This window comes from Micromonospora sp. NPDC053740, from assembly GCF_040677775.1.
GTDB lineage: Bacteria > Actinomycetota > Actinomycetes > Mycobacteriales > Micromonosporaceae > Micromonospora > Micromonospora alfalfae.
Map to the genome: position 1 here is coordinate 81,355 of NZ_JBFASO010000001.1, position 20,397 is coordinate 101,751.

Sequence of the window (20,397 nt, forward strand, 5' to 3'; positions counted from 1 at the left end):
CCCGGCCCCGCCCGCGCCGATCTTGCAGTTTCGGTTGCCCAGATGCGCGGAAATGCCCCCTTACGTCGGCACAGTAAGTGCAAGATCGCGGGATGAGGGTGGTCCGGGCGGATTCTGCACGGAAGCGGGTCGCCGTAGCCGGTTGAGCTGGCAGGCTGGGCTGGCCGCCGCGCACCAGCGGTGGCCGCCGGCCTGGCCGGTGACCGAGAGGAGCGCCCGGTGACCGACCAACCGGAGGAGTTCGACCTTCTCGTCGTCGGTGGCGGCAAGGCCGGCAAGACGCTGAGCATGGACGTCGCCCGCTCCGGTCAGCGGGTCGCCATGGTCGAGCGCGGCATGATCGGCGGCAGCTGCATCAACGTCGCGTGCATCCCGACGAAGGCGCTGGTGACCAGCGCGCGGGCCGCCCGCCAACTGCGGGACGCGTCGGCGCTCGGCCTGGCGGTGGAGGGCGGCCGGGTCGACATCGACCTGTTGCGCGCGCACAAGCAGGACGTGGTGGAGGGAATGGTCGCCGCCAACCGGCAGCAGTTCCTCGACTCCGGTCTGCACCTGGTTATCGGCGAGGCCCGGTTCATCGCCCCCCGGACCGTACGGGTGGCACTCGCCGACGGCGGCGAGCGGCTGCTGCGCGGCAGCGACGTGGTGATCAACACGGGCACCCGCCCCCATCTGCCGTCGGTGCCCGGGATGGCCGAGGCCGGAGTGCTCACCAGCGACGAGTTGCTGCGCCTGGACCGGCTGCCGGCCCGGCTGGTGGTGCTCGGCGGCGGCACCGTCGGGGTGGAGTTCGCGCAGATGTTCGCGTTGTTCGGCAGCGCGGTGACGCTGGTCGAGGGCGGTCCACGGCTGCTCACCCGCGAGGACCCCGACATCAGCGACGCGGTGATGCGCGTCTTCCTCGACGACGGCATCGACGTACGGGTGGGTGTGGCTGTCGCACGGGTCGACCGGGACGCCGACGGCGCGCTCAGGGTGACGCTGGACGACGGCAGCGTGGTGGTCGGGGACGACGTGCTGGTGGCGGCCGGCCGGGAACCGGTCACCGACGGGCTCGGCCTGGACGTGGCCGGCGTACGGCTGAGCGAGCGGGGCTTCGTGGACGTCGACGAGCACCTGCGTACCAGCGCCGAGCGCACCTGGGCGGCCGGGGACGTCGCCGGCAGCCCGCAGTTCACCCACGTCTCGTTGGACGACTACCGGATCATCCGCGCGAACCTCGCTGGAGGCCAGCGCAGCACCGCCGACCGGCTGATCCCGTACACCGTCTTCACCACACCGGAGCTGGCGCGGGTCGGGCTGACCGAGACCGAGGCGCGCCGCGCCGGGTACGACATCCAGGTCGCCCACCTGCCGGTCGCCGCCATCCCCCGGGCCCGCACCCTGCGCCAGACCCAGGGCATGTGGAAGGCGGTCATCGACACCAGCAGCGACCGGATCCTCGGTGCGGCGTTGCTCGGCGCCGAGGCCGGCGAGGTGATCACGTCGGTGCAGCTGGCCATGCTCGCCGGGATGCCGTGGACCGCCCTGCGGGACGCTGTCATCACCCACCCGACAATGACCGAGGGTCTCAACCTGCTCTTCGCCTCGCTGAAGTCCAGCCCGGTCCGCTGAGCGCCGCGAGGCCCGACCGGCAACCGGGCGACGGCTACCCGGCGATCTCGTCGCGTACCCGTTGTTGGAAGGCGCGGGCCTGCGCCCCGGTGGGCGGGGGCCCGCCGTGGCGTGCGGCGACCGCCCGACGGATCACCTCGGCCCGGTCGCCGGCGTCGATCAGCCGCTGGCCGGCTGCCACCTTCGCCAACCAGACGCCGTCGCGGTGGCGCACCAGTGACCGGCAGGCGCCCAGTACGGCGTCCTCGCTGCCGGGCGCGGGTTGGTCGGCCGGGGGTGTGGGCAGGGCGAGCCACCAGGACAGCGCCTCGATGAGCAGCCGGCGCAGGTCGGCCGGGGCGAGGTCGGCGAAGGCATCCCCGGCCGGCGGCCCGAGCAGTGGGAGTCCACTCTGGTGCAGGATGCTGCGATCGAGGCCGTACCAGAATCGGCCGTCGGCGTCCGGGCGGTCGGCGGGGTCGAGGGTGCGCCGGAACGGCATGCCGGCCCCGGTGTTCAGTTCGACCTCGAAGCCGGGCTCCGGGGTGCCGGAGGCGGCCACCGCCCGGTCGTAGGCGACCAACTCCAGTCCGCGTGCCGGGCAGGGCAGCGCCTCGTGCCGCAGCCGGGCGACCAACGTCTGCTTGGCGGCCTCGGTGAGCGGCCCGGCGCTGAGCAGCGCCACGTCCACGTCGCTGCGGCCGGGCTGGTACGCCCCGAGCCCCACCGAACCGGCCGCGTACGCGCCGACCAGGTCGGGGCCGAGCACGTCCCGGGCGGTGCTGACGAGGTCGTCGAGGTAGCGCTGAAGATCGGAGTCCACGGGCCATCATGACGCACGGGTCGGCAGCCGGCCGGGGCTACCCCGCGTAGAGCAGCAGCAGACCGGCGACGGTGTAGGCGACCATCAACGCCAGCAGGGGTAGTTGGCCGGCCACCGCCCGGGCCCGGGGAAACAGGTACAGGGCGCGGTCGTGGGCGAGCAGCGTGCCGAGCAGGTGCCCGAGGATGATGACGGTGATCTGGAGGGTCGCCACCCCGGAGGGCGTGATCAGCGCGGTCTGCGGCTCCCAGCCGGCGGTGCCGAGCCAGTTGGCACCGGCGCCCAAGGGGTCGGAGAGCAACGCGACGGTGCGTTGGCCCTCCAGGATCAGCAGCGAGTAGTAGTGCGCCACCACGTACCCCACGGCGATCGGCACGATGGAGTGGGCGATCTCGCCCGGCACCGCACGGGCCTCGGCCGCGTCGGCACGACCGATGCGTGCCGCGGCACCGGTGGCGGCGAGGTACGCCACCGCGACGGCGGCGATGACGAGGCTCAGACCGGCGCTGCCGGTGACCGCCGGGTGCAGGCCGTTCTCCTGGCTGAAGCGCAACCAGGCCGGCGCGTTGGAGAGGCTGTCGTACATTGTCGAGCCGAGCAGCACGACCACCAGGGCGACCAGCCCGGGGCGGGGTCGCAGGCCGGCGATCCCGTCGAGCGGGTTGCGCCACACCAGAACGCCGTCGGCGGCCCGACCGAGCGGGGCGAGTTGACCGATCACCGTGCTGTACGCCTCGAACGGGTCGGCGTTGTCGAACCAGCCGGCCCCGAACAGGACCGCGCCGACCAGCATGACCACCGCGTACCCGGCCAGCCAGGCGGTGATGACCGGCAGGGTGGCCCGGTCCGGGGCGACCAGCTCCAGCCAGACGAACCCGAACACTGTGGCGGCTGCCGGCCACCAACCGACGCTGTCGGGCAGCTCACGCAGCCCTCGGTTCGGGTCGCGCCGTGCCGCCAGCGCCGCGAGCAGGTGCACAGTGCGCAGCGGGTTGACCGCACGCCAGACCGGGCCGAGCAGCAGCGACAGCGGGGCCAGCCCGACCCAGAGCAGCACGTAGAGCGCTCCGGCGGTCGGGTTGTCCGCGGTGTCCGGCCCACCCAGCAGACCGAGGCAGAACCAGGCCACGGCGAGCAGGCCGAGCCCGCGCAGCGCCCACCGGAACGTGGGCGCGTCGACGAGTCGGGCGAGCCAGCGCGGCACCGGGCGACCGCCGACGGCGTCCCGGTCGAGCCGGGGCTCGCGCCAGAGCAGGCCCAGCGCCACGAACGTGACGACGAGGGTCAGCGCGGCGGCGACGACGAGCTGCGGCAGCGTGATCGGCAGGTCCTGGCGGCCACCGACGCCGTGTGCCAGCAGTGAGGGGGCGGCCGTCATGTCGTTCAGCGGACGACGAGCTGGAAGAGCACCAGCTCGGACTCGTGCGTCTCCACCTCGAACAGCCCGGTCTTGTCGGCGCGGAACTCCACCGAGCCGGGCGTGCCGGCCGGCAGCCGGGCACCCAGGTCGTAGCCGTGCACGTGCAACTCGTCGGCCACGTCGGAGGTGACGGTGATCCGGACCAGTTGGCCCTTACTGACGGTGACCCGTCCGGTCGGCGGGTCGACCCGCTTCTTCGCGATCGTGACGGTGATCTGTTGGTCCACGGCGGCGGTGCTGGCGGTGGCGCTGGGCGTGCTGGTGGCTGTCGCGGTCGGCGCGGTGGAGGTGGCGTTCGACGGGGCGACGGCCGTGGGCGCCGGCGAGGGGGTGGCCACGGAGGGGTCGTCGTCCTGCCCACAACCGGCGAGGAGCAGCGCGGCGACGGTGGCGGCGGCGAGGGTGGCGACGGTCCGGGCGGCGGGGGTGGTCACGAGCACGGGCGGACTCCGAACGACGCGAGGGGGACGGGTGTCGGGTTGATCGTCGGGGAGGAGAACTCTACGTCTTGTTCGGTGCCGGGGAAATGACCATGATGAACGAATGCGATCGAAGCTGGTCACTGTACGTAAGGTCCTGAGCCGTGTCGTGGCTGCGCTGGCGGCGACAGTGGTGGTGTCGCTGCTGCTGCCTGTCGCCCCGGCGTCCGCGCACGGCCAACTGGCGACCTCCACCCCGCTGAAGGGCACTGTCGTACGCGAGCCGCTGACCCAGTTGGCGTTGTACTTCACCGAGAAGCCGGCGTCCAACGCGCACTTCGCCATCAGTGGTCCGGACGGGTCGCGAGTGGACAACGGGTGGTCCTACGGTGAGCCGAAGCGACTGGACAAGCCGGTCACCGAGTACTTCATGGTCAACGGTGTGTTCGAGCCGCGGCTCTACCACACCGGCTTCCCGGCGATGGTGACCGTCGCGCACTGGCCGGCGAAGGGCCGCTACACCGCCAGTTACCTCTCGGTCGCCTCGGACGGTGAGGCGGTGCGGGGCGAGGTGGCCTTCGACTACCAGGGCCCCGGCACGCCGACCCCGGCCGGTTGGTCGGCGCCCACGTCGGGGCCGGATCCGGCACTGCTCGCGCAGGCCGAGGGCGAGGGCTCGACCAACTCCGGGGCCAGCGGCAGCCCGGTCGCCCCTACCGGCGCTGCGGCGGACAACCCGGCCGGCGCGGCGCAGGAGCAACGCGGCGGCGGGTTCCCGGCCTGGTTGGTCCCGGCGCTGATCGTCGTCGTGGTCTCGGCGATCGTGCTGGTGGCGGCCCGTCGCCGGCCCGCGACGCGCGGATCCTCCGCAGTGGATCGTCGGTCCGCCGGCGGCGCGGGTCGGGGCGGAGCCGCGACCCGCAAGTCCGCCAACCCGCCCCGGAAGACCGGCAATCGGGCCGGCGGTCCGGCGCGGCGCGGGCGGCGGTAGACAGTTCCAATAGCCGGGCACTCTTCGCGTACCATCGCGAACTTTCGCACGGACATAGCAAACTTTTGATGCATCAAGGCGAAGCCATGGACACTCCAATCGAAACACCTTAATGTTGCGAGCCATCCACCCGGTGTTTCCGCAACGTCACTCGTCGGCGTCGAGGACGTTACGGAGCCGGGCCGACGGTCATCCTCACCGCTGATCCACGCCGGCCGTCGGACACTCCACTGCCTCCTGGAGGAACGATGGGCACACGCCTGCTACGCCGACTCCACCATCCCGTCCTGGGTGCGCTGGCACTCGTCCTCGCCGCCGGTCTCTGGGCCGTCCCCGCCAACGCCGCCCCCGCGCAGGAACCGGGCGTCACGCTGCGCGTCTTCGACGTGCAGGTGCCGCTGTCCGAGTTGTGCACCCTCAAACCGGCCCAGACCCCTAACGTGGACAAGCTGATGTCCACAATCAACTGGACCTCGGCGGCCGACTTCGGCTTCGAGGACAACTTCGTCTCGCAGGTGCTCGGCAACATCACCACCACCCAGGCCGGCAGCTACACCTTCCGGCTCAGCAGCGACGACGGCTCCAGTCTGTCGATCGACAACGCCGTGGTGATCAACCATGACGGCCTGCACGGCGCGACCCCGCCGAAGGAGGGCAGTGTCACCCTCACCGCCGGTCTGCACCCGCTGCGCATCGACCACTTCGAGCGTGGGGGCGGGCAGCAGATCACCCTGGAGTGGAAGACTCCCGGTTCGTCGACCTTCGTTGTCGTACCGAACTCGGCGCTGAGCACCGACGCCGGCGTGGTCCGGGTGACCGCACCCGGACGCAAGGAGTGCGAGGGGATCTCCGACACCCCCGGTGACGGCCTGCCGCTGACCGGCGTGCACCCCGGCTACACCCTGACCAACCTGCGGCCCAGCGGCTTCCAGCCGAAGGTCACCGGCATGGACTGGCTGACCGACGGCCGGCTGGTCATCAGCACCTGGGGCGGCAGCGACCAGTCCGGCACCTCCCAGGACGGCGAGGTCTGGATCCTCGGCAACACCGGCGGGTCGACGACCCCGGGCGCCGTGACCACCAAGAAGATCGCCGGCGGCCTCAAGGAACCGATGGGGCTCAAGGTCGTCGACGGGGTGGTCTACGTGACCGAGAAGCAGCGGCTGACCCGGCTGGTGAACACCGGCGGTGACGAGGTGGCCGAGCGCCTGGAGACCGTCGCCACCTGGCCGTACGGCGGCAACTTCCACGAGTTCGCGTTCGGCCTGCTCTACCAGGACGGATTCTTCTATCTGAACCTGTCGGTGTCGATTAACTCCGGCGGCGCCACCACCAACCCGCAGCCCGCCACCAACCGCGGCACCACCCTCAAGGTCAACAAGGACACCGGCGCGGTCAGCTACGTCGCCGGCGGTCTGCGTACGCCACACGGCATCGGCTGGGGCCCGGAGGGCGGCATCTTCGTCACCGACAACCAGGGCGGCTGGCTGCCCTCGTCGAAGCTGGTGCACGTCAAGCAGGGCCGGTTCTTCAACCACTTCACGAACCCGGCGGGTCCGTTCGACACCGCACCGGTCACCCAGCCGGTGCTCTGGATGCCGCAGAACGAGATCGCCAACTCGCCCAGCACGCCGCTCTACCTGACCAGCGGTCGCTACGCCGGCCAGTTCGTCATCGGTGACGTGACATACGGCGGCCTGCAACGCGCGAATGTGGAAAAGGTCAACGGCGAGTACCAGGGCGCGCTGTTCCGGCTCACCCAGGGCCTGGAGGCGGGCGTCTCCGAGGTCAACGTCGGCCCGGACGGCGCGATCTACGTCGGCGGGCTCGGCGCGGGCGGCAACTGGGGCCAGACCGGCAAGCTCTCGTACGGCCTGCAGAAACTCACGCCGAACACCGCCACCACGTTCGAGATGCTCGCGATGCGCGCCACCACAACCGGCTTCGAGGTGGAGTACACCCAGCCGGTGTCGACGGCGACCGCCACCGACCTGGCCGCGCGCTACAAGCTCAAGCAGTGGCGGTACGTGGCGACGTCGAACTACGGCGGTCCGAAGATCGACGAGGAGACCCTGACAGTCACCTCGGCCACCCTCTCGGCGGACGGTAAGAAGGTCAGCCTCACGGTGCCCGGTCGCAAGGCCGGCAGGGTGGTGCACCTGCGGTCACCGCGCCCGTTCACCTCCAACAGCGGCCAGTCCCTGTGGAGCACCGAGGCGTGGTACACGCTCAACTCGATCCCGGGCAGTCCCCCGCCGCCGACCGGCGGCACCATCACCGGCGTCGGTGGCAAGTGCCTGGACGTCGACAACGCGGGCACCGCCGACGGCACGAAGATCCAGCTCTGGACCTGCAACGGCACCACCGCACAGTCGTGGACGAAGGTCGGCGACACGTACCGGGTGCTGGGCAAGTGCCTGGACGTGGACAACGGCGGCACCGCCAACGGCACGAAGGTTCAGCTCTGGACCTGCAACGCCACCGCGGCACAGGTATGGCAGCCGCAGGCCGACGGGTCGATCCGCAACCCGCAGTCCGGCAAGGTCCTGGAGGCCGCCGGCGGCAGCAGCGCCGACCGCACCCAGATCCAGCTCGGCACGTACGCGGGCGGCGCACACCAGAAGTGGGTGGTCAGCAGCGGGGTAACCGGCTGACCTCGGACGAGGGGGCGCGGACTGACCGGCGGGTCAGACCGCGCCCCGCCCGTCAGCGGCGCGAGGATCTCCGCTCAGCGGAACAGCACCGGCCGGTTACCCCGGGCGCCGACGAGGTGGCCCCGGATGTTGATGTCCTCGATCGAGTCGGTCTCCCACACGCCCCGGGTGGTCAGGTCGGTCATCACCCCGTTGCGCCAGAGGAACGGGCGCCACGCCACCGTGGTGGTGCTCTGGCCCACCACCTCGCCCCGGTCGTTGATCGCGGTGGCGCGACTCCAGTCGCCACCGAGCGTGCCGAGGTCGGTCAGTGTCCCGTTCTGCCAGCGGAACGCCCGCCCGTTCGCCGCGCCCACCACCTGGCCCCGGTTGTTGATCCCGACGGCCTCGCTGCCGATCTGTGTGAGCACCCCGTCGCGCAGCCGGCCACCGACGCAGGTGCACGGGTAGTCCTGCGGCGGCACGTTGAACCCGCCCACCACGTCGCCCGCGTTGTTGAAGTCGGCGGTGAACTCGTAGAAGTACTCCCGACCCAGGTCGGTGAAGACGCCGTTGCGCCACAGGAAGCGGTGCGGCATGTCGCCGGCCGGTTCACTGGTGCCGAGCACCTGCCGCCGGTCGTTGACGCCGATCGCCACGCTGTTCTCCCCGCCCAGGGTGCCCAGGTCGTGGAGTTGGCCGTCACGCCAGAGCACCGCGCGGGTCAGGTAGTCCGGGCCGAAGGAGGTGATCGCCACGTCACCGAACTCGTTGACGTCCACGGCGCTGGAATCCGTGTCGCCCGGCAGCACGCCCAGGTCGGTGATGACACCGTGGCGCCAGAGCACGGCGTGCCGCGCGCCGCTGGCGACGGTGCTCCAGCCGACGACGTCGCCGCGGTCGTTCATCGCTGTGGCGGCGCCGTCACCGCCGCTCAGGGTGCCGAGGTCGACGACCCGGTAGCTGTGCGCAGACGCGGCGGCGGGAGCGGGAGCGAGGGTGATCAACGCGACGACGGTCGTCGCTGCGGTCAGCAGGGGACGCGGGGACACCATGGACGCCAAGGGGGACGCTCCTCGGATCGGAGCGGCGACGACCCGGCGGACGGGCGCGGGGCCACCACCACTGCGCGTTCGATCGGTAACGCACAGTAGATCCGGTGTCATGGCGGGGCGCCAGGGACCGAACGGTCACCGACGCCCGAGGCGTGCGGCGCTGGGGCGTCGGTCAGGGGCCGTGTGGCAGCGGCTGCGCCAGTGCCCGTAGGTCCGCCGGCAGTTGGGCCAGGGCGTCCTCGAACTCCCGGTGCCCGACCACCCGGTGCATCGTCTGGAGCACCGCGCGGGTGCCCCGCTCGGCGGCCGGCCGGTCGATCCCGGCGCGCTCGGCCACCCGGCGCAGGAACTCGTCGTAGCCGAACGTCTCCGGCGGCTCGGCGGCCTTGACCAGCAGCGGGCTCAGCTCGTCGGCCAGGTGGGGGGCCAACGCGCCCGCCTCCCCGCCGCTGAGCCGCTCGGTGAGGGTCCGCAGGACCGCCTCGGTGAGCGGGCGCGCCTGCTCCGGCGGGAGACCCGCCCGTGCCGCAACCTTGTCGACGAACGCCAGCTCGGCCATGCCCCCGCCCTTCGCTTTCGGAAACGCGTGGCTACCCGGGCCCACCGGCAGCAAACCCGGCAGCCGGAGCGGGATGGTTCTGCTTGTTGCTCCGCGCGGTGCCGTCCGCTTCTCGTACGGTGAGGTCGGACCGGGAACCCGACGGCTGCCCGACGGCGGCCCGTGCCGCAGGAGGAGCAGATGGCCCTCGACCTGCCCGACGTGATCGACCGGTACTTCCGGGCCGTCAACGACCGGGACCTGGACGCCTTCGTCGCCTGCTTCGCGGACACCGCGAGCGTCGCCGACGAGGACCGGCTGTACGACGGGCGGGCCTCGATCCGCGCCTGGCGGCAGAAGACGATGGACGCCTACTCGTACACCGCCGAGCCGGTCCGGGTCACGTCGCAGGCGGGCGACTCGTACCTGGCCCTCACCCGGGTGTCCGGTGACTTCCCCGGCAGCCCGATCGAGCTGCGGTACCGGTTCACGCTGCGCGACGGGCTGATCGGCGCCCTGGACATCCGTCCCTGACGGCGAGTGCCCCACCGATACGAAGGGGAACGCCGTGCCGCGAGTTCGGCTCAGCACCGGCTGTTCGCGCGGTCTCGCTGATCTCTCTGCCGCCGGGGCCGCGAGGCTGGTCGGGCCCGCCCGCAGGTGATCAACCGCCGAACGGACGAGACAGTCAAGAGGGCAGTGGGTGACATGACGTGGCGGCAACAGCTGTCGCTACGAGAAGGGTTCCGGCTGCCCGATGGCGCACCTAGAGGCTCGCACGCCCACGACACCCGCGCGGAACGCGGTGCCGCTGGCCGGGCTGCCGCACCGGGCGGGCTGATGCCGGGCGAGCGACGGGAGACCGTGGCCGAGCAGAGTGTCCCCACCCATGCCGCGGACACCATGGCGTATCAGGTCGCGACCGACATACGAGCGCTGCGCGCGTTCGTCAGCGCCGGGGCGCTGGCCCGCGGCCTGTCGGCAGAGCGGGTGGAACTGTTGACCCTGGCGGTCAGCGAGCTGGCCACCAACACGTTGCAGCACACCACCGGCGGCGGCTGGGTACGGCTCTGGGCCGAGCCGGGTCAGTTGTTCTGCGACGTGGTCGACCACGGGCCGACGCGGGCGTTGGGCCGGAGCATGCCGGCCGCCGACTCGGTACGGGGTCGCGGGCTGGCGATCGTCGAGCAGATCTGTGACGAGGTCGCTGTGCTCACCGGCCCGGGGGAGACCGTCGTACGGATTCGCCTGAGTCTGTGAAGGTCGGCGGCGATCCCCATCCGCCCCCGGCCAGGTTGGCTGCCACAATGCGGACAGCCCGGGCCGATGGTGGCACCGGGTCGGACCCGAACGGGAGGACGTCACGATGCCGGACAGCGCACGCGAGGCCGAACTGCTCGACGCCGAGCGCACCCTGCAGGCCGCCCAGCGGGCCGGTGACGTCGCCGCCCTCGATCAGCTGCTGGTCGACCAGCTGATCGCGATCGGCCCGGACGGGCGTACCCAGACCAAGCAGGACGACCTGGCCGCCCATCGGGACCGCCGCCTGGTCATTGAGGAACTGGTGGAGGAGGAGCTGGACCTGCTCGTTGTCGGCGCGACGGGGGTGACGTTCTTCCTGGGCCGGGTGTCCGGCGTCTCCGAGGGGGCGCCGTTCGCTGCGCGGCTGCGCTACACCCGGACGTGGGTGCACGACGACCCGCACGGCTGGCGGGTCCTGGCCGCACACATCAGCCCGGTCTGACTCAGCTGCCGTCCTCGTCGTCCTCATCGAGCAGGCCCTGCTCGTCGAGGAACGCGAACCACATGTCGTCGGCGGGGGTCAGGTCGGCGTAGCCCGGCCCGAGCAGGTAGTAGTCCACGAAGGATTCCACGTCGGGGGCCAACTCCTCGAACGCGTCGGACATGAACCATTCGGTGCCGTTGGGTGGGAAGTACCAGATCGCTCCCGTGCCGCGATCCATGAAGATCGGCTCGTCGCTGCGGGTGCCGACCACCAGCCAGCCGGCCCGGTCCTGCGGGATGGACGAGAAGTCCGGCGCGTAGTCCAGGTGGTACTGCATCCCGGTGAGGGTCGACGAGGACGCCAGCTCGACCCGGCCCGCCCGCAGCCCGTCGGCAACCAGCAGGAGGTCTCGGAGGTCGGCCGGGAGCCCCGCCGGCACGGCGTCGATCCCCGCCCCCTCGCCGAACTCGGCGTAGGCCAGGCTGTCCGGCACATCGGCCAGCTCAGCCCGCAGCTCCTCGATGAGCTGCCGCAGCTCGAGGTTCAACGCACCACCTCTGTTTCGGATGAGGTCCCGTCGGCACTGCCCCCGGCTGCCCGGAGACCTGCGAGCCGATGCGCGGTTTGGTTCTACCACGCGCCAGCTCGCCAGAGCGTCACCTCGCCGAATCCGCCAGCTCGGCCGTCGACGTCGAGCCCTGTCCTCAGCTCACGACGGCCTCTAAAGCGCCGACGCGCAGGGTTCCGTCGTTGAGGGGCGTACAGCGGATGCCGCCGGTGGTGCGCAGCGCCTTCCACGTCCCCGGGCCGACGGTGACGTCCATCCAGGCGCACGGTCGGGCCGCCCGGTTGACCCGCAGGCTGACCGGGCCGTCGCCGGAGTCCAGCACCAGCACCCTGCCGATCAGCTCGTCCACGGCGATCCCGGTGGTGAGGATGTTGCGCCGCACCTCGGCCAGGCCGATGCCGACCGGCAGCGACTCCTGGGCGATGACTGTGACGCTGGCGTCGCGGTGTGCCTGCTGGCCGAAGTACCTGTCGCCGACGATGCCGAGGCCGGCCCGGATCCGGACGGCGTCAACCAGCTCACCGGGCGGGGCCGGGGCCGGGCCGTCGGCGGGCCGGCCCAGGAAGCGGTGCACGGGCGAGGCCAACAACTCGACGATCTCCGGCATGGCAGGAATTCTACGAACCGGACCGGGCCCGCCGGGGCAGGTCGACGGATGAGCCGGTGGGGACGACGGCGCGAGCGTCGTCGTCCCCACCGCGCCCCCGGTTCAGGCCGGCGTGCCGGTGACGGTCAGGTTGCGCAGTCGGCCCACGTTGTCGAACGAGCCGAAGCCGACCCGGCCCGAGCCGAAGGTGGTGTCCTTCGCGGTGAGCAGCGGGTCGCGGTGCCCGTCGAGGTAGACGGCGATCTCGCCGGTGCTCGGCAGGTGCACCACCCGGACGTGGTGCCACCTGGCATCGGTGATCGCCGGATTGGCGCCCCGGGAGCGGCCGTTCCACTGGTGGTCGATGCGCTCCCGGTCGGCGTCGTCCACCTTGAAGATGCCGTTGTGCGGATAGATCGTGTTGTCGGTGGAGAGGTGGGCGTAGTAGAACTCGGTGTCGGAGCGCCAGCCGAAGACGATGATCACGTCCCGGTTGGTGACCTCCACCGGGGTGTCGAGTCGTACCTCGGCGTCGATCCGCACCGACGACCACTGCGGGCCGTTGGTCAGCACTGCGTACTCGAAGGGCCGGCGCGGGCCCGGCCGGCTCTCCCCGGCCTCGGCCAGGATGACCTGGTCGCCTGTGAACTGCCACTTCGCCGGCGTCACCGGCGCCCAGTTCGCGGCTCCGGCGGTGCGGCGGACTGTGACGTCTCCGACGTCACCGCTGGCGAACTCCCGGGTACCGGTCACCTTCCAGACCTTTCCGTTGGCCTTCGCGACGACGTAGAGCTCACCGGCGGCGTCGGTGCCGAAGCGCAGGTCCACCCGGTTGGGGTCACCGGGCGCGCCCGGGGCGGACAGGTCGCGCATCCGGACCGGGGTGCCAGCCGTGTCGAAGAGCGCGAGCTGGTGGATCGTGGCCAGATCCCGGCCCCGGCGCATCTCGTTGGCCTCGGTGTAGAGCACCCGGCCGTCGACCAGGTCGCCGAAGACGTACTTTCCGCGCAGCGCGGGCAGCGCCCGCCCCCGGTAGACGAAGCCACCGGCCACCGCGACACCGACGTCGTCGGTGCAGTTCCAACCGGCGGCGGGGTCGTGGTCGTACGCGGCGACCGGGTAGGTGTAGCCGTACCTGTCATCGTCGGCGGGCAGCGGGAACAGCCGGTCGCACTGGTTCGTTGCCGCCCTGTCGAAGACGAAGGACCCTTCGCGCTCGCTCCAGCCGAAGTTGTCCCCGGCGCGGACCTCGTAGATGGCCTCGACGGCGTGTTCACCGATGTGCCCGAGGTACATCCGGCCGGTCGCCCGGTCCCAGCTGAACCGGTGCGGGTCCCGGAAACCCACCGCGTAGAGCTCGCCGAGCGCGCCGGGCCTGCCGACGAACGGGTTCCCGGCGGGGATGCCGTAACGCCCGTTGGCGGAGTTGGTGCCCCGGGGGTCGATCCGCAGCAGCTTGCCGTGCGGCAGGGCAAGGTTCTGCGGATCGGTGTTGCGCGCGCCCTGGCCACCGTCGCCGACGGCGAGGTACAGCAGGCCGTAGTCGCGGTCGTGCCGCTTGGCGGTGGGGTTGAAGTTGATCTCCTGGATGCCGTGTACCTGACCGCCGAAGCCGATGCGCAGCACCTCCCGGTGCGTACCGGCGAAGGTGGCGGCGGCCGGATCCGTCGCCGTCCACTCGGTGATGACACCGTGGAAGAGGGTGTTGGGCTGGGCGTAGTCCGCTGTGGCGGTCGTCGTCGACGCCAACTCGGTGTGGATGGTGTAGAACCGGCCGTTCGCCCCGAACTCCGGGTGGAAGGCGACGTACCCGAAGCCCTGGCCGAGCCCACGACCGGAGAAGAACCGCGGCGCGAACGTCGCGGCCACGTCCAGGTAGACGTGCGGCACGCCACCCTCGACCAGGTAGAGGCTGCCGTTGAGGTCGGGCACCGCCCGCCGGCCGGAGCCGTCGGGCACCTCCATGATGGTGTTGATCCGTGCGGTACGCATGAGCCGCGCGTCGGTCGGCGCCGGCGTGGGGTACGACTGCGGGAAGCTGGCGTACTCGCTGAGGACCAGCCCCAGTCGGGACTGGACCGGCATCTCGGGGATCGGGTCGTAGACCGCGTCGGCGGCGCGCGCGGGCGTGGCGACCAGTGTGGACAGGATCAGCACGAGGGCGGTGAGGCCGGCCCTCAGTGTGGGCCGGCGGACGGTGCCGGCGCGGCGGTGCAGGGTGCGCACGCGTGTCTCCTTCTCGGTGGGACGGTGCCGAGGGTGGTCAGCGGGCAAGGTGGCGGTACTGCCTCCGTACGTCGTTTGCGGAGACCACACTGTCGAGGAACATCAGGCCGTCGATCCGGCAGTCGCACGGGTTGCGTTCGAGTGTGTCCTGCGGGAAGCTCCCGCCGATCTTGATGCCCCGGGGGTCGGACGCGGTGGTCACGTGCGGGCCCGGCCCGGACACCAGCCACGGGTCGTCGGCGCGGGTGTAGAAGCCGTCCACCGGCTCGCCGTTGCGGTAGAGGGCGAGCGCGCCGGTGTTGAAGTCGAAGGTGGCGGCGAGGTGCACCCACTCCCCCACCGGCAGCAGCTCACGCCAGTCCCGGGTGGCGGCGAAGGTCTGTGAGTTGCCGCCGTCGAGCCGCCGGCCGAGCGCGACGAGGCGCAACTCCCCGTCGACGTCGATCAGCTCCAGCAGGGCGCGGACGCCGTGGCCGTCGGAGTCGCCGGTCAGCACTCCGGCCAGCCCGATCGCGTTGTACCTGTCGTCCGGGTCGGCGGTGGTGGAGTTGGGTAGCGGGCTGTCCATGTTCAGCTTGAACCAGCCCATGACCGTGGTGCCGGCGGTGGCGCTGAAGGCACGCAGTGTCCGCACCCCGCTGGCCGACCAGGTGCCGGCCTTCCAGTCGTCGTTGCCGGCGACGGCGGGGGCGACCTGCCGGGTCTGCACCGCGTTGCCGCTGCCGCGGTAGGCGCGGTCCGGCACCCGCATGGCGGCACCGCCGTTGATCAGCTCGATCTCGGTGCCGGAACGCCCCTGGTCGCGTTCGAGGGCGGGGTCGCCGGGCACCGGGTGGTCGAAGTCGTACGCGGCGACCAGGTGCGCGCGCAGCGCCGGGTGGACGTCGGGCGACATGCTGCGATCCGCCTGCGCCGCTGGCGCGCTGGCGCCGGTCAGTGCGCCGATCGCCAGGAGGGAGACGGCCGCTCTTCGGGCCCTGGACATGGCTGTCACCTCGTTTCGCGGCATCCCGGATGCCGGTCACGTAAGCGCTTACGAAAGCGCTTACGTACCCTAGGCTTCGATCGATGTCGCTCGCAACAGATCGGGCGACATGGATGTTTTCGGAAGGTTGCCGATGCCCAGGGCCAGCCAGCGGCCGCGCCTCGTGGACGTCGCCCGACACGCCGCCGTCTCGCTGGCGACCGCCTCCCGCGCCCTCGCCGGCCGTGAGGGGGTCAGCGCCGAGGTGGCCGATCGGATCCGGCAGGTCGCTCGCGAACTGGGCTACGTGGCCAACCCGTACGCCCGCACCCTGGCCAGCGGGGCCACCTCCACTGTGGGTCTGATCGTCCATCAGGTCGACGACCCGTATTTCTCCGAGATCGCCGCCGGGGTCATCCAGCTCGCCGCCGAGCAGGGGCTGCTCGTGCAGATCTGCCAGTCCGGCCGCGACCCCGACTACGAGCTGCAACAGCTGCGCCACCTGATCGCCCAGCGGGTCGGCATCGTCCTGATCAGCGGTTCCGGCTACGACGACCCACGGATGGAGAGCGCGGCGCGCGCCGAGCTGGCCACGTTCCAGGACCACGGCGGCCGGGCCGCCGCCATCGGACGGCACGCGCTCGGCGTCGACGCCGTGCTGCCGGACAACGAGGCCGGTGGCTTCGCGCTCGCCCAGCACCTGATGGATCTCGGCCACCGGCGGATCGCTGTCGCCGCGGGCAGCGCCGGCCTCACCACCGTCGCCGACCGGCTGGCCGGAGTGTCGTCGGCTCTGCGGGAGCGCGGGCGGTCCCCCGCCGACCTCGCCGTCGTGCACAGCGACTTCACCCGCGGCGGTGGACGCGCCGCCGCCGAGCAGATCCTCAACGACCATCCCGAGACGACGGCGATCATCGCGCTCAACGACGCGATGGCCATTGGCGTGCTGTCGACGTTGCGCTCGCGCCGCGTGCCGGTGCCCGCGCGGATGTCAGTCGTCGGCTTCGACGACGTCTCCGTGGCTGCCGACCTCGCACCCAGCCTCACCACCATCCGCCTGCCGATGACCGAGATGGGCCGCACGGCACTCGCCCTCGCGCTCAAGCCACGCACGACACGCCCTCGCCGCCGCCCCACCGGGCACCTGCTGGTGGTCCGCGACTCGACCGGGCCGGCACCGACGATCTGACCGACGCCACGCCGATCACACCGCCAACGCCGCCCGGACCTCCCGCTCGGCAGTGGAACCCCCGTCGCCGTGCGAGGTGACCCGACCCGACTCCAGCACGTGGTAGCGGTCCGCCACCCGCAGCGCGAAACCCAGGTGCTGCTCGACGAGGAGCACACTGAACCCGGACTGCCGGGTCAGCTCGACGATCCGTTCCTGGATCTCCGCGACAACCGACGGCTGGATGCCCTCGGTCGGCTCGTCGAGCATCAGCAGCCGCGGCCGGGTGATCAGGGCCCGGGCGATGGCCAGCTGCTGGCGCTGACCGCCGGAGAGCAGCCCGGCCCGACGCCGCAACAGCGGGCGCAACGCGGGAAACAGATCCAGCACCTCCGCCGTGGCCACCGCCCCGTCGCGCCGACCGTCAGCGACAAGCCGCAGGTTCTCCGCGGCGGTCAGGTGCGGGAAGCACTGCTGACCCTGCGGCACGTACGCCATCCCCCGCGCCACCCGCTCGTGCGGCCCGGCGCGGGTGACGTCCTCACCGTCCAACTCGACGGTGCCGGCACTCGGGCGCAGCAGCCCCGCCGCAACCCGCAGCAGTGTGCTCTTGCCGGCACCGTTGTGCCCGAGCACGGCGGCCACCCCGTCGGGCGGGACCGCCAGATCGACCCCGTGCAGCACCTCAGAACGCCCGTACCCGGCGTGCACCCCGCGCAGCGTCAGCATCATGCCTCCAGGCCGGTGCGGGCCGACCCGGCGTCCACCGGGTGGCCAAGGTAGACCTCCTGCACGCGCGGATCCGCCTGGACCTGCGCGACAGTGCCCTCGCTGAGCACCCGGCCGGCGTGCAGCACCGTGACGCTGCGCGCGAACCGACGCAGGAAGTCCATGTCGTGCTCGATCACGACGACGGTGCGGTCCCGGCTCACCGTCTCCAACAGGGCGCCGGTGGCGTCGCGTTCCTCATGGCTCATCCCGGCGACCGGCTCGTCCAGCAGCAGCAGCCGCGCGTCCTGCACCAGCAGCATGCCGATCTCCAGCCACTGCTTCTGGCCGTGCGCGAGCGTCCCGGCGAGGTCAGCGGCCCGCTCGGCCAGGCCGATGGTCTCCAGCGCGGCGGCGACCTCGTCGGGCACACCACGGCGGCGGCGGGCCAGCGTCGCCCAACTGCGGCGAGCGCCCGCCGCGATGTCGAGGTTCTGCAACACCGACAGCTCCTCGAATACCGTCGAGGTCTGGAAGGTCCGCCCGATGCCGAGTCGGCTGATCCGGTGCACCGGCCGGCCGAGCAGTTCCTCCTCCCCGAACCGGACCGAGCCGGTGGCCCGGACCAGACCGGTGACCGCGTCGACAACCGTGGTCTTGCCGGCGCCGTTCGGCCCGATCAGGAACCGGATGTCACCGGCGGGCACCTCCAACGAGACGCCGTCCACAGCGGTGAAGCCGTCGAAGCTGACCCGCAGGTCACGGACGGACAACCCGTCCAACCGTTCGCCGCTCATGCCGTGCTGGCTGGGCATGCGCTCACGGCCCTCCCTGCGCTCGGTGCGTTCGCTCATGCCGTGCTGGCTGGGCATGCGCTCACGGCCCTCCCTGCGCTCGGTGCGTTCGCTCATGCCGCCGGCACCTCCGTCCGCTCGGCGCGTCGTCGGCCCAGCGACAACCACCCGCGCCGCAGCGGCTGCGCGGCGACGTCGCGGCGGCGGGCCAACGCCCACAGCGACGCCAGACCGCCGGGCAGGAACGCCACCACGACCACGAAGAGCAACCCCTGGAGGTACGTCCAGGTGCCCGGGAAACGCTCGGAGAGAGCGGTACGCGCCCAGGCGACCGCCACCGCGCCGAGCACCGGCCCGAGCAGTGTCGCCCGGCCGCCCACTGCGACGCCGATGACGAACTCGATCGACGGGACGATGCCGATCAGCGCGGGCGAGATGATGCCCACCGCCGGCACGAACAGCGCCCCGGCCAGCCCGGCCATCCCCGCCGCGACCACGTACGCCACCAGCTTGACCGACGCCGGGTCGTAGCCCAGGAAGCGGACCCGTTCCTCACCGTCGCGGACCGCCACCAGCAGCTCGCCGTAGCGGCTGTGGATGAGCTGACGGGTCAGCGCGAGCAACGCCAGCAGCGTCCCGGCGATGATGAAGTACACCATCCGCTGGTTGACCGGGTCGTCCAGGTCGTAGCCGAAGAAGCCGGTGATGTCGGTGAGCCCGTTGGTGCCGCCCGTGGTGCCCTGCTGGCCGATCAGCAGGATCACCATCGCGGCGGCGAGCGCCTGGCTGAGGATGGCGAAGTACGCGCCACGGACCCGGCGACGGAAGACCAGCGAGCCGAGCCCGAAGGCGACAGCCATCGGCAGCAGCACAGTGGCGGGCAGCGCGAACCACGGGCTGGCGAACGGCCGCCACCACAGCGGCAGCTCGTCGAGTTGCCCGTACAGCTGCATGAAGTCGGGCATCCCACCCGGGCCCGCGTCGGCGAGCTTGAGGTGCATGGCCATCGCGTAGCCGCCGAGGCCGAAGAAGACGCCCTGGCCCAGGGTGAGCATCCCGCCCCGGCCCCAGGCGATCCCGATGCCGACCGCGACCATGGCGACACAGAGGTACTTGGCGAGCAGGGCCAGCCGGAAGTCCGACAACACCAGCGGGGCGACGGCGAACAGCAGCGCCGCGCCGAAGGCGAAGCCGGCCAGGGTGCGGAGTCGCGAGCGGCCGGCGGGGCGGTTCGGGGGTACGGCGCCGGCGGGCGCCGGACGGACGGCGGTGCTGGGCGGCGCGGGGGTGACGGCGGTCATGCGAGGCTCCTGGTCCGCAGCGTGAACAGACCCTGTGGCCGCCACTGGAGGAACGCGACGATCGCCACGAACACGATCACCTTGGCGACGCTGAGGGTGGTCAGGTACTCCCCGGTGGCCTGGAGCACGCCGAGGGCGAAGGCGACGATCACACTGCCCTTGAGTTGGCCGATCCCGCCGACCACGACGACCAGGAAGGCGTCGATGATCAGGTTGGTGCCCATTGTCGGGCCGATCGGGCCGAGCAGGGTGAGGGCCACCCCGGCGAGCCCGGCCAGGCCGGAGCCGAGGAAGAAGGTCGTCCGGTCGACCCGGGAGGTGGCGATGCCGGACACGGCGGCGAGGTCGCGGTTCTGCACCACCGCGCGGATGCGACGCCCGAGCGGGGTGAGTCGCAGCGCCAGTGTGAGCGCCGCGACGGCGGCCAGCGCCAGGGCCAGGATGAACAGCCGGTTGTTGGCGATGGTCAGCCCGCCGGGCAGCGCCACGTTGCCGGTGAGCAGCTCGGGCGCGCGGGTTTGCACGTTCGGGCTGCCGAAGATGTCCCGAGCCAGTTGTTGCAGAATCAGCGAGACACCCCAGGTGACCAGCAGGGTGTCCAGTGGCCGGGCGTAGAGCCGGCGAATGAGCAGCACCTCCAGCAGGACACCCATGGTGCCGGCGACCACGAACGCCACCGGCAGCGCGACCGCCAGCGAGAGGCCGGCGCCGGTGATGCTCTGTTGCAGAACGTAGGTGGTGTACGCGCCGGCCATGATGAATTCACCGTGCGCCATGTTGATCACGTTCATCTGGCCGAAGGTCAGCGCCAGGCCGAGCGCGATGAGCAGCAGCACCGCGCCGATGCTGATGCCGGTGAAGAGTTGACCGAAGAGGACTGTCAC

20 protein-coding genes are annotated in these 20,397 nt (G+C 71.7%); 7 read left to right on the forward strand and 13 right to left on the reverse strand.

Annotated features, from left to right (window positions below; genetic code table 11):
- Positions 1–219 precede the first annotated feature (219 nt).
- The gene (locus AB0K35_RS00365) at positions 220–1,614 is read left to right on the forward strand and encodes an FAD-dependent oxidoreductase (protein WP_363882440.1); all 1,395 of its coding nucleotides are present in this window, start codon (positions 220–222) and stop codon (positions 1,612–1,614) included.
- Positions 1,615–1,648: 34 nt separating this feature from the next.
- Here the strand turns inward: AB0K35_RS00365 and AB0K35_RS00370 are convergent, their stop codons facing one another.
- From AB0K35_RS00370 to AB0K35_RS00380, 3 genes are read right to left on the reverse strand one after another with little or no spacing between them, the layout of a single operon-like run.
- Positions 1,649–2,416 (reverse strand): nucleotidyltransferase domain-containing protein, encoded by a 768-nt coding sequence (locus AB0K35_RS00370; protein WP_363882443.1) that lies wholly within the window; start codon positions 2,414–2,416, stop codon positions 1,649–1,651.
- 37 nt (positions 2,417–2,453) lie between these two features.
- Positions 2,454–3,794 (reverse strand): hypothetical protein, encoded by a 1,341-nt coding sequence (locus AB0K35_RS00375; protein ID WP_363882446.1) that lies wholly within the window; start codon positions 3,792–3,794, stop codon positions 2,454–2,456.
- A 5-nt stretch (positions 3,795–3,799) separates the two neighbouring features.
- Entirely contained in the window at positions 3,800–4,276 is a 477-nt protein-coding gene (locus AB0K35_RS00380; RefSeq protein WP_363882449.1) for a hypothetical protein, read from the reverse strand.
- A 103-nt stretch (positions 4,277–4,379) separates the two neighbouring features.
- On the opposite strand from AB0K35_RS00380, the gene AB0K35_RS00385 reads away from it, so the two are divergent.
- Together AB0K35_RS00385 and AB0K35_RS00390 are read left to right on the forward strand one after the other, a co-directional pair.
- Complete coding sequence (locus AB0K35_RS00385; RefSeq protein WP_363882452.1) at positions 4,380–5,246, forward strand: copper resistance protein CopC; 867 nt, start codon at positions 4,380–4,382, stop codon at positions 5,244–5,246.
- A 248-nt stretch (positions 5,247–5,494) separates the two neighbouring features.
- Positions 5,495–7,900 (forward strand): ricin-type beta-trefoil lectin domain protein, encoded by a 2,406-nt coding sequence (locus AB0K35_RS00390; protein ID WP_363882455.1) that lies wholly within the window; start codon positions 5,495–5,497, stop codon positions 7,898–7,900.
- 74 nt (positions 7,901–7,974) lie between these two features.
- On the opposite strand, the gene AB0K35_RS00395 is transcribed toward AB0K35_RS00390, so the two are convergent.
- Entirely contained in the window at positions 7,975–8,934 is a 960-nt protein-coding gene (locus tag AB0K35_RS00395) for a hypothetical protein (protein WP_357360548.1), read from the reverse strand.
- A gap of 172 nt (positions 8,935–9,106) precedes the next feature.
- Positions 9,107–9,493, reverse strand: coding sequence for a DUF2267 domain-containing protein (locus AB0K35_RS00400; RefSeq protein ID WP_238669124.1), 387 nt, complete (start codon positions 9,491–9,493; stop codon positions 9,107–9,109).
- Positions 9,494–9,673: 180 nt separating this feature from the next.
- On the opposite strand from AB0K35_RS00400, the gene AB0K35_RS00405 reads away from it, so the two are divergent.
- The 3 genes from AB0K35_RS00405 to AB0K35_RS00415 all read left to right on the forward strand — a co-directional run bounded on the left by AB0K35_RS00405 (position 9,674) and on the right by AB0K35_RS00415 (position 11,216).
- On the forward strand, positions 9,674–10,006 hold the full coding sequence (locus tag AB0K35_RS00405; RefSeq protein ID WP_238669123.1) for a nuclear transport factor 2 family protein: 333 nt from the start codon (positions 9,674–9,676) through the stop codon (positions 10,004–10,006).
- A gap of 174 nt (positions 10,007–10,180) precedes the next feature.
- Complete coding sequence (locus tag AB0K35_RS00410; RefSeq protein ID WP_363883748.1) at positions 10,181–10,732, forward strand: ATP-binding protein; 552 nt, start codon at positions 10,181–10,183, stop codon at positions 10,730–10,732.
- A gap of 106 nt (positions 10,733–10,838) precedes the next feature.
- The gene (locus AB0K35_RS00415) at positions 10,839–11,216 is read left to right on the forward strand and encodes a nuclear transport factor 2 family protein (protein WP_238669122.1); all 378 of its coding nucleotides are present in this window, start codon (positions 10,839–10,841) and stop codon (positions 11,214–11,216) included.
- A 1-nt stretch (position 11,217) separates the two neighbouring features.
- Here the strand turns inward: AB0K35_RS00415 and AB0K35_RS00420 are convergent, their stop codons facing one another.
- From AB0K35_RS00420 to AB0K35_RS00435, 4 genes are all read right to left on the reverse strand, one after another.
- Positions 11,218–11,745, reverse strand: a complete 528-nt coding sequence (locus AB0K35_RS00420) for a hypothetical protein (RefSeq protein ID WP_363882463.1) — start codon at positions 11,743–11,745, stop codon at positions 11,218–11,220.
- Between the two features lie 157 nt (positions 11,746–11,902).
- The gene (locus AB0K35_RS00425) at positions 11,903–12,373 is read right to left on the reverse strand and encodes a molybdenum cofactor biosysynthesis protein (RefSeq protein WP_363882466.1); all 471 of its coding nucleotides are present in this window, start codon (positions 12,371–12,373) and stop codon (positions 11,903–11,905) included.
- A gap of 102 nt (positions 12,374–12,475) precedes the next feature.
- Complete coding sequence (locus AB0K35_RS00430; protein ID WP_363882468.1) at positions 12,476–14,578, reverse strand: PQQ-dependent sugar dehydrogenase; 2,103 nt, start codon at positions 14,576–14,578, stop codon at positions 12,476–12,478.
- A 37-nt stretch (positions 14,579–14,615) separates the two neighbouring features.
- On the reverse strand, positions 14,616–15,563 hold the full coding sequence (locus AB0K35_RS00435) for a LamG-like jellyroll fold domain-containing protein (RefSeq protein ID WP_363882471.1): 948 nt from the start codon (positions 15,561–15,563) through the stop codon (positions 14,616–14,618).
- 133 nt (positions 15,564–15,696) lie between these two features.
- On the opposite strand from AB0K35_RS00435, the gene AB0K35_RS00440 reads away from it, so the two are divergent.
- Complete coding sequence (locus tag AB0K35_RS00440; protein ID WP_238669117.1) at positions 15,697–16,731, forward strand: LacI family DNA-binding transcriptional regulator; 1,035 nt, start codon at positions 15,697–15,699, stop codon at positions 16,729–16,731.
- A 15-nt stretch (positions 16,732–16,746) separates the two neighbouring features.
- Here the strand turns inward: AB0K35_RS00440 and urtE are convergent, their stop codons facing one another.
- From urtE to urtB, 4 genes are read right to left on the reverse strand one after another with little or no spacing between them, the layout of a single operon-like run.
- Positions 16,747–17,439, reverse strand: a complete 693-nt coding sequence (gene urtE, locus AB0K35_RS00445) for an urea ABC transporter ATP-binding subunit UrtE (protein ID WP_238669116.1) — start codon at positions 17,437–17,439, stop codon at positions 16,747–16,749.
- A complete protein-coding gene (gene urtD / locus AB0K35_RS00450) occupies positions 17,439–18,329 on the reverse strand; it encodes an urea ABC transporter ATP-binding protein UrtD (protein ID WP_238669115.1) in 891 nt (296 codons plus the stop codon). The genes urtE and urtD overlap by 1 nt, the downstream gene beginning before the upstream one ends.
- The gene (gene urtC / locus AB0K35_RS00455; protein WP_363882476.1) at positions 18,326–19,513 is read right to left on the reverse strand and encodes an urea ABC transporter permease subunit UrtC; all 1,188 of its coding nucleotides are present in this window, start codon (positions 19,511–19,513) and stop codon (positions 18,326–18,328) included. Before urtC ends, urtD begins: the two co-directional genes overlap by 4 nt.
- Positions 19,510–20,397 carry an urea ABC transporter permease subunit UrtB gene (gene urtB / locus AB0K35_RS00460; protein WP_112605839.1) on the reverse strand — a complete coding sequence of 296 codons (888 nt, stop codon included), beginning with the start codon at positions 20,395–20,397 and terminating at the stop codon, positions 19,510–19,512. Before urtB ends, urtC begins: the two co-directional genes overlap by 4 nt.

Coding starts and splice junctions, on each gene's coding strand:
- AB0K35_RS00405 (WP_238669123.1), top strand. CDS start 9,674: ATGGCCCTCGACCTGCCCGACGTGATCGACCGGTACTTCCGGGCCGTC.
- AB0K35_RS00415 (WP_238669122.1), top strand. CDS start 10,839: ATGCCGGACAGCGCACGCGAGGCCGAACTGCTCGACGCCGAGCGCACC.
- AB0K35_RS00425 (WP_363882466.1), bottom strand. CDS start 12,373: ATGCCGGAGATCGTCGAGTTGTTGGCCTCGCCCGTGCACCGCTTCCTG.
- AB0K35_RS00395 (WP_357360548.1), bottom strand. CDS start 8,934: ATGGTGTCCCCGCGTCCCCTGCTGACCGCAGCGACGACCGTCGTCGCG.
- AB0K35_RS00375 (WP_363882446.1), bottom strand. CDS start 3,794: ATGACGGCCGCCCCCTCACTGCTGGCACACGGCGTCGGTGGCCGCCAG.
- AB0K35_RS00410 (WP_363883748.1), top strand. CDS start 10,181: ATGACGTGGCGGCAACAGCTGTCGCTACGAGAAGGGTTCCGGCTGCCC.
- urtC (WP_363882476.1), bottom strand. CDS start 19,513: ATGACCGCCGTCACCCCCGCGCCGCCCAGCACCGCCGTCCGTCCGGCG.
- AB0K35_RS00385 (WP_363882452.1), top strand. CDS start 4,380: ATGCGATCGAAGCTGGTCACTGTACGTAAGGTCCTGAGCCGTGTCGTG.
- urtD (WP_238669115.1), bottom strand. CDS start 18,329: ATGAGCGAACGCACCGAGCGCAGGGAGGGCCGTGAGCGCATGCCCAGC.
- AB0K35_RS00400 (WP_238669124.1), bottom strand. CDS start 9,493: ATGGCCGAGCTGGCGTTCGTCGACAAGGTTGCGGCACGGGCGGGTCTC.
- AB0K35_RS00435 (WP_363882471.1), bottom strand. CDS start 15,563: ATGTCCAGGGCCCGAAGAGCGGCCGTCTCCCTCCTGGCGATCGGCGCA.
- urtE (WP_238669116.1), bottom strand. CDS start 17,439: ATGCTGACGCTGCGCGGGGTGCACGCCGGGTACGGGCGTTCTGAGGTG.
- AB0K35_RS00390 (WP_363882455.1), top strand. CDS start 5,495: ATGGGCACACGCCTGCTACGCCGACTCCACCATCCCGTCCTGGGTGCG.
- AB0K35_RS00440 (WP_238669117.1), top strand. CDS start 15,697: ATGCCCAGGGCCAGCCAGCGGCCGCGCCTCGTGGACGTCGCCCGACAC.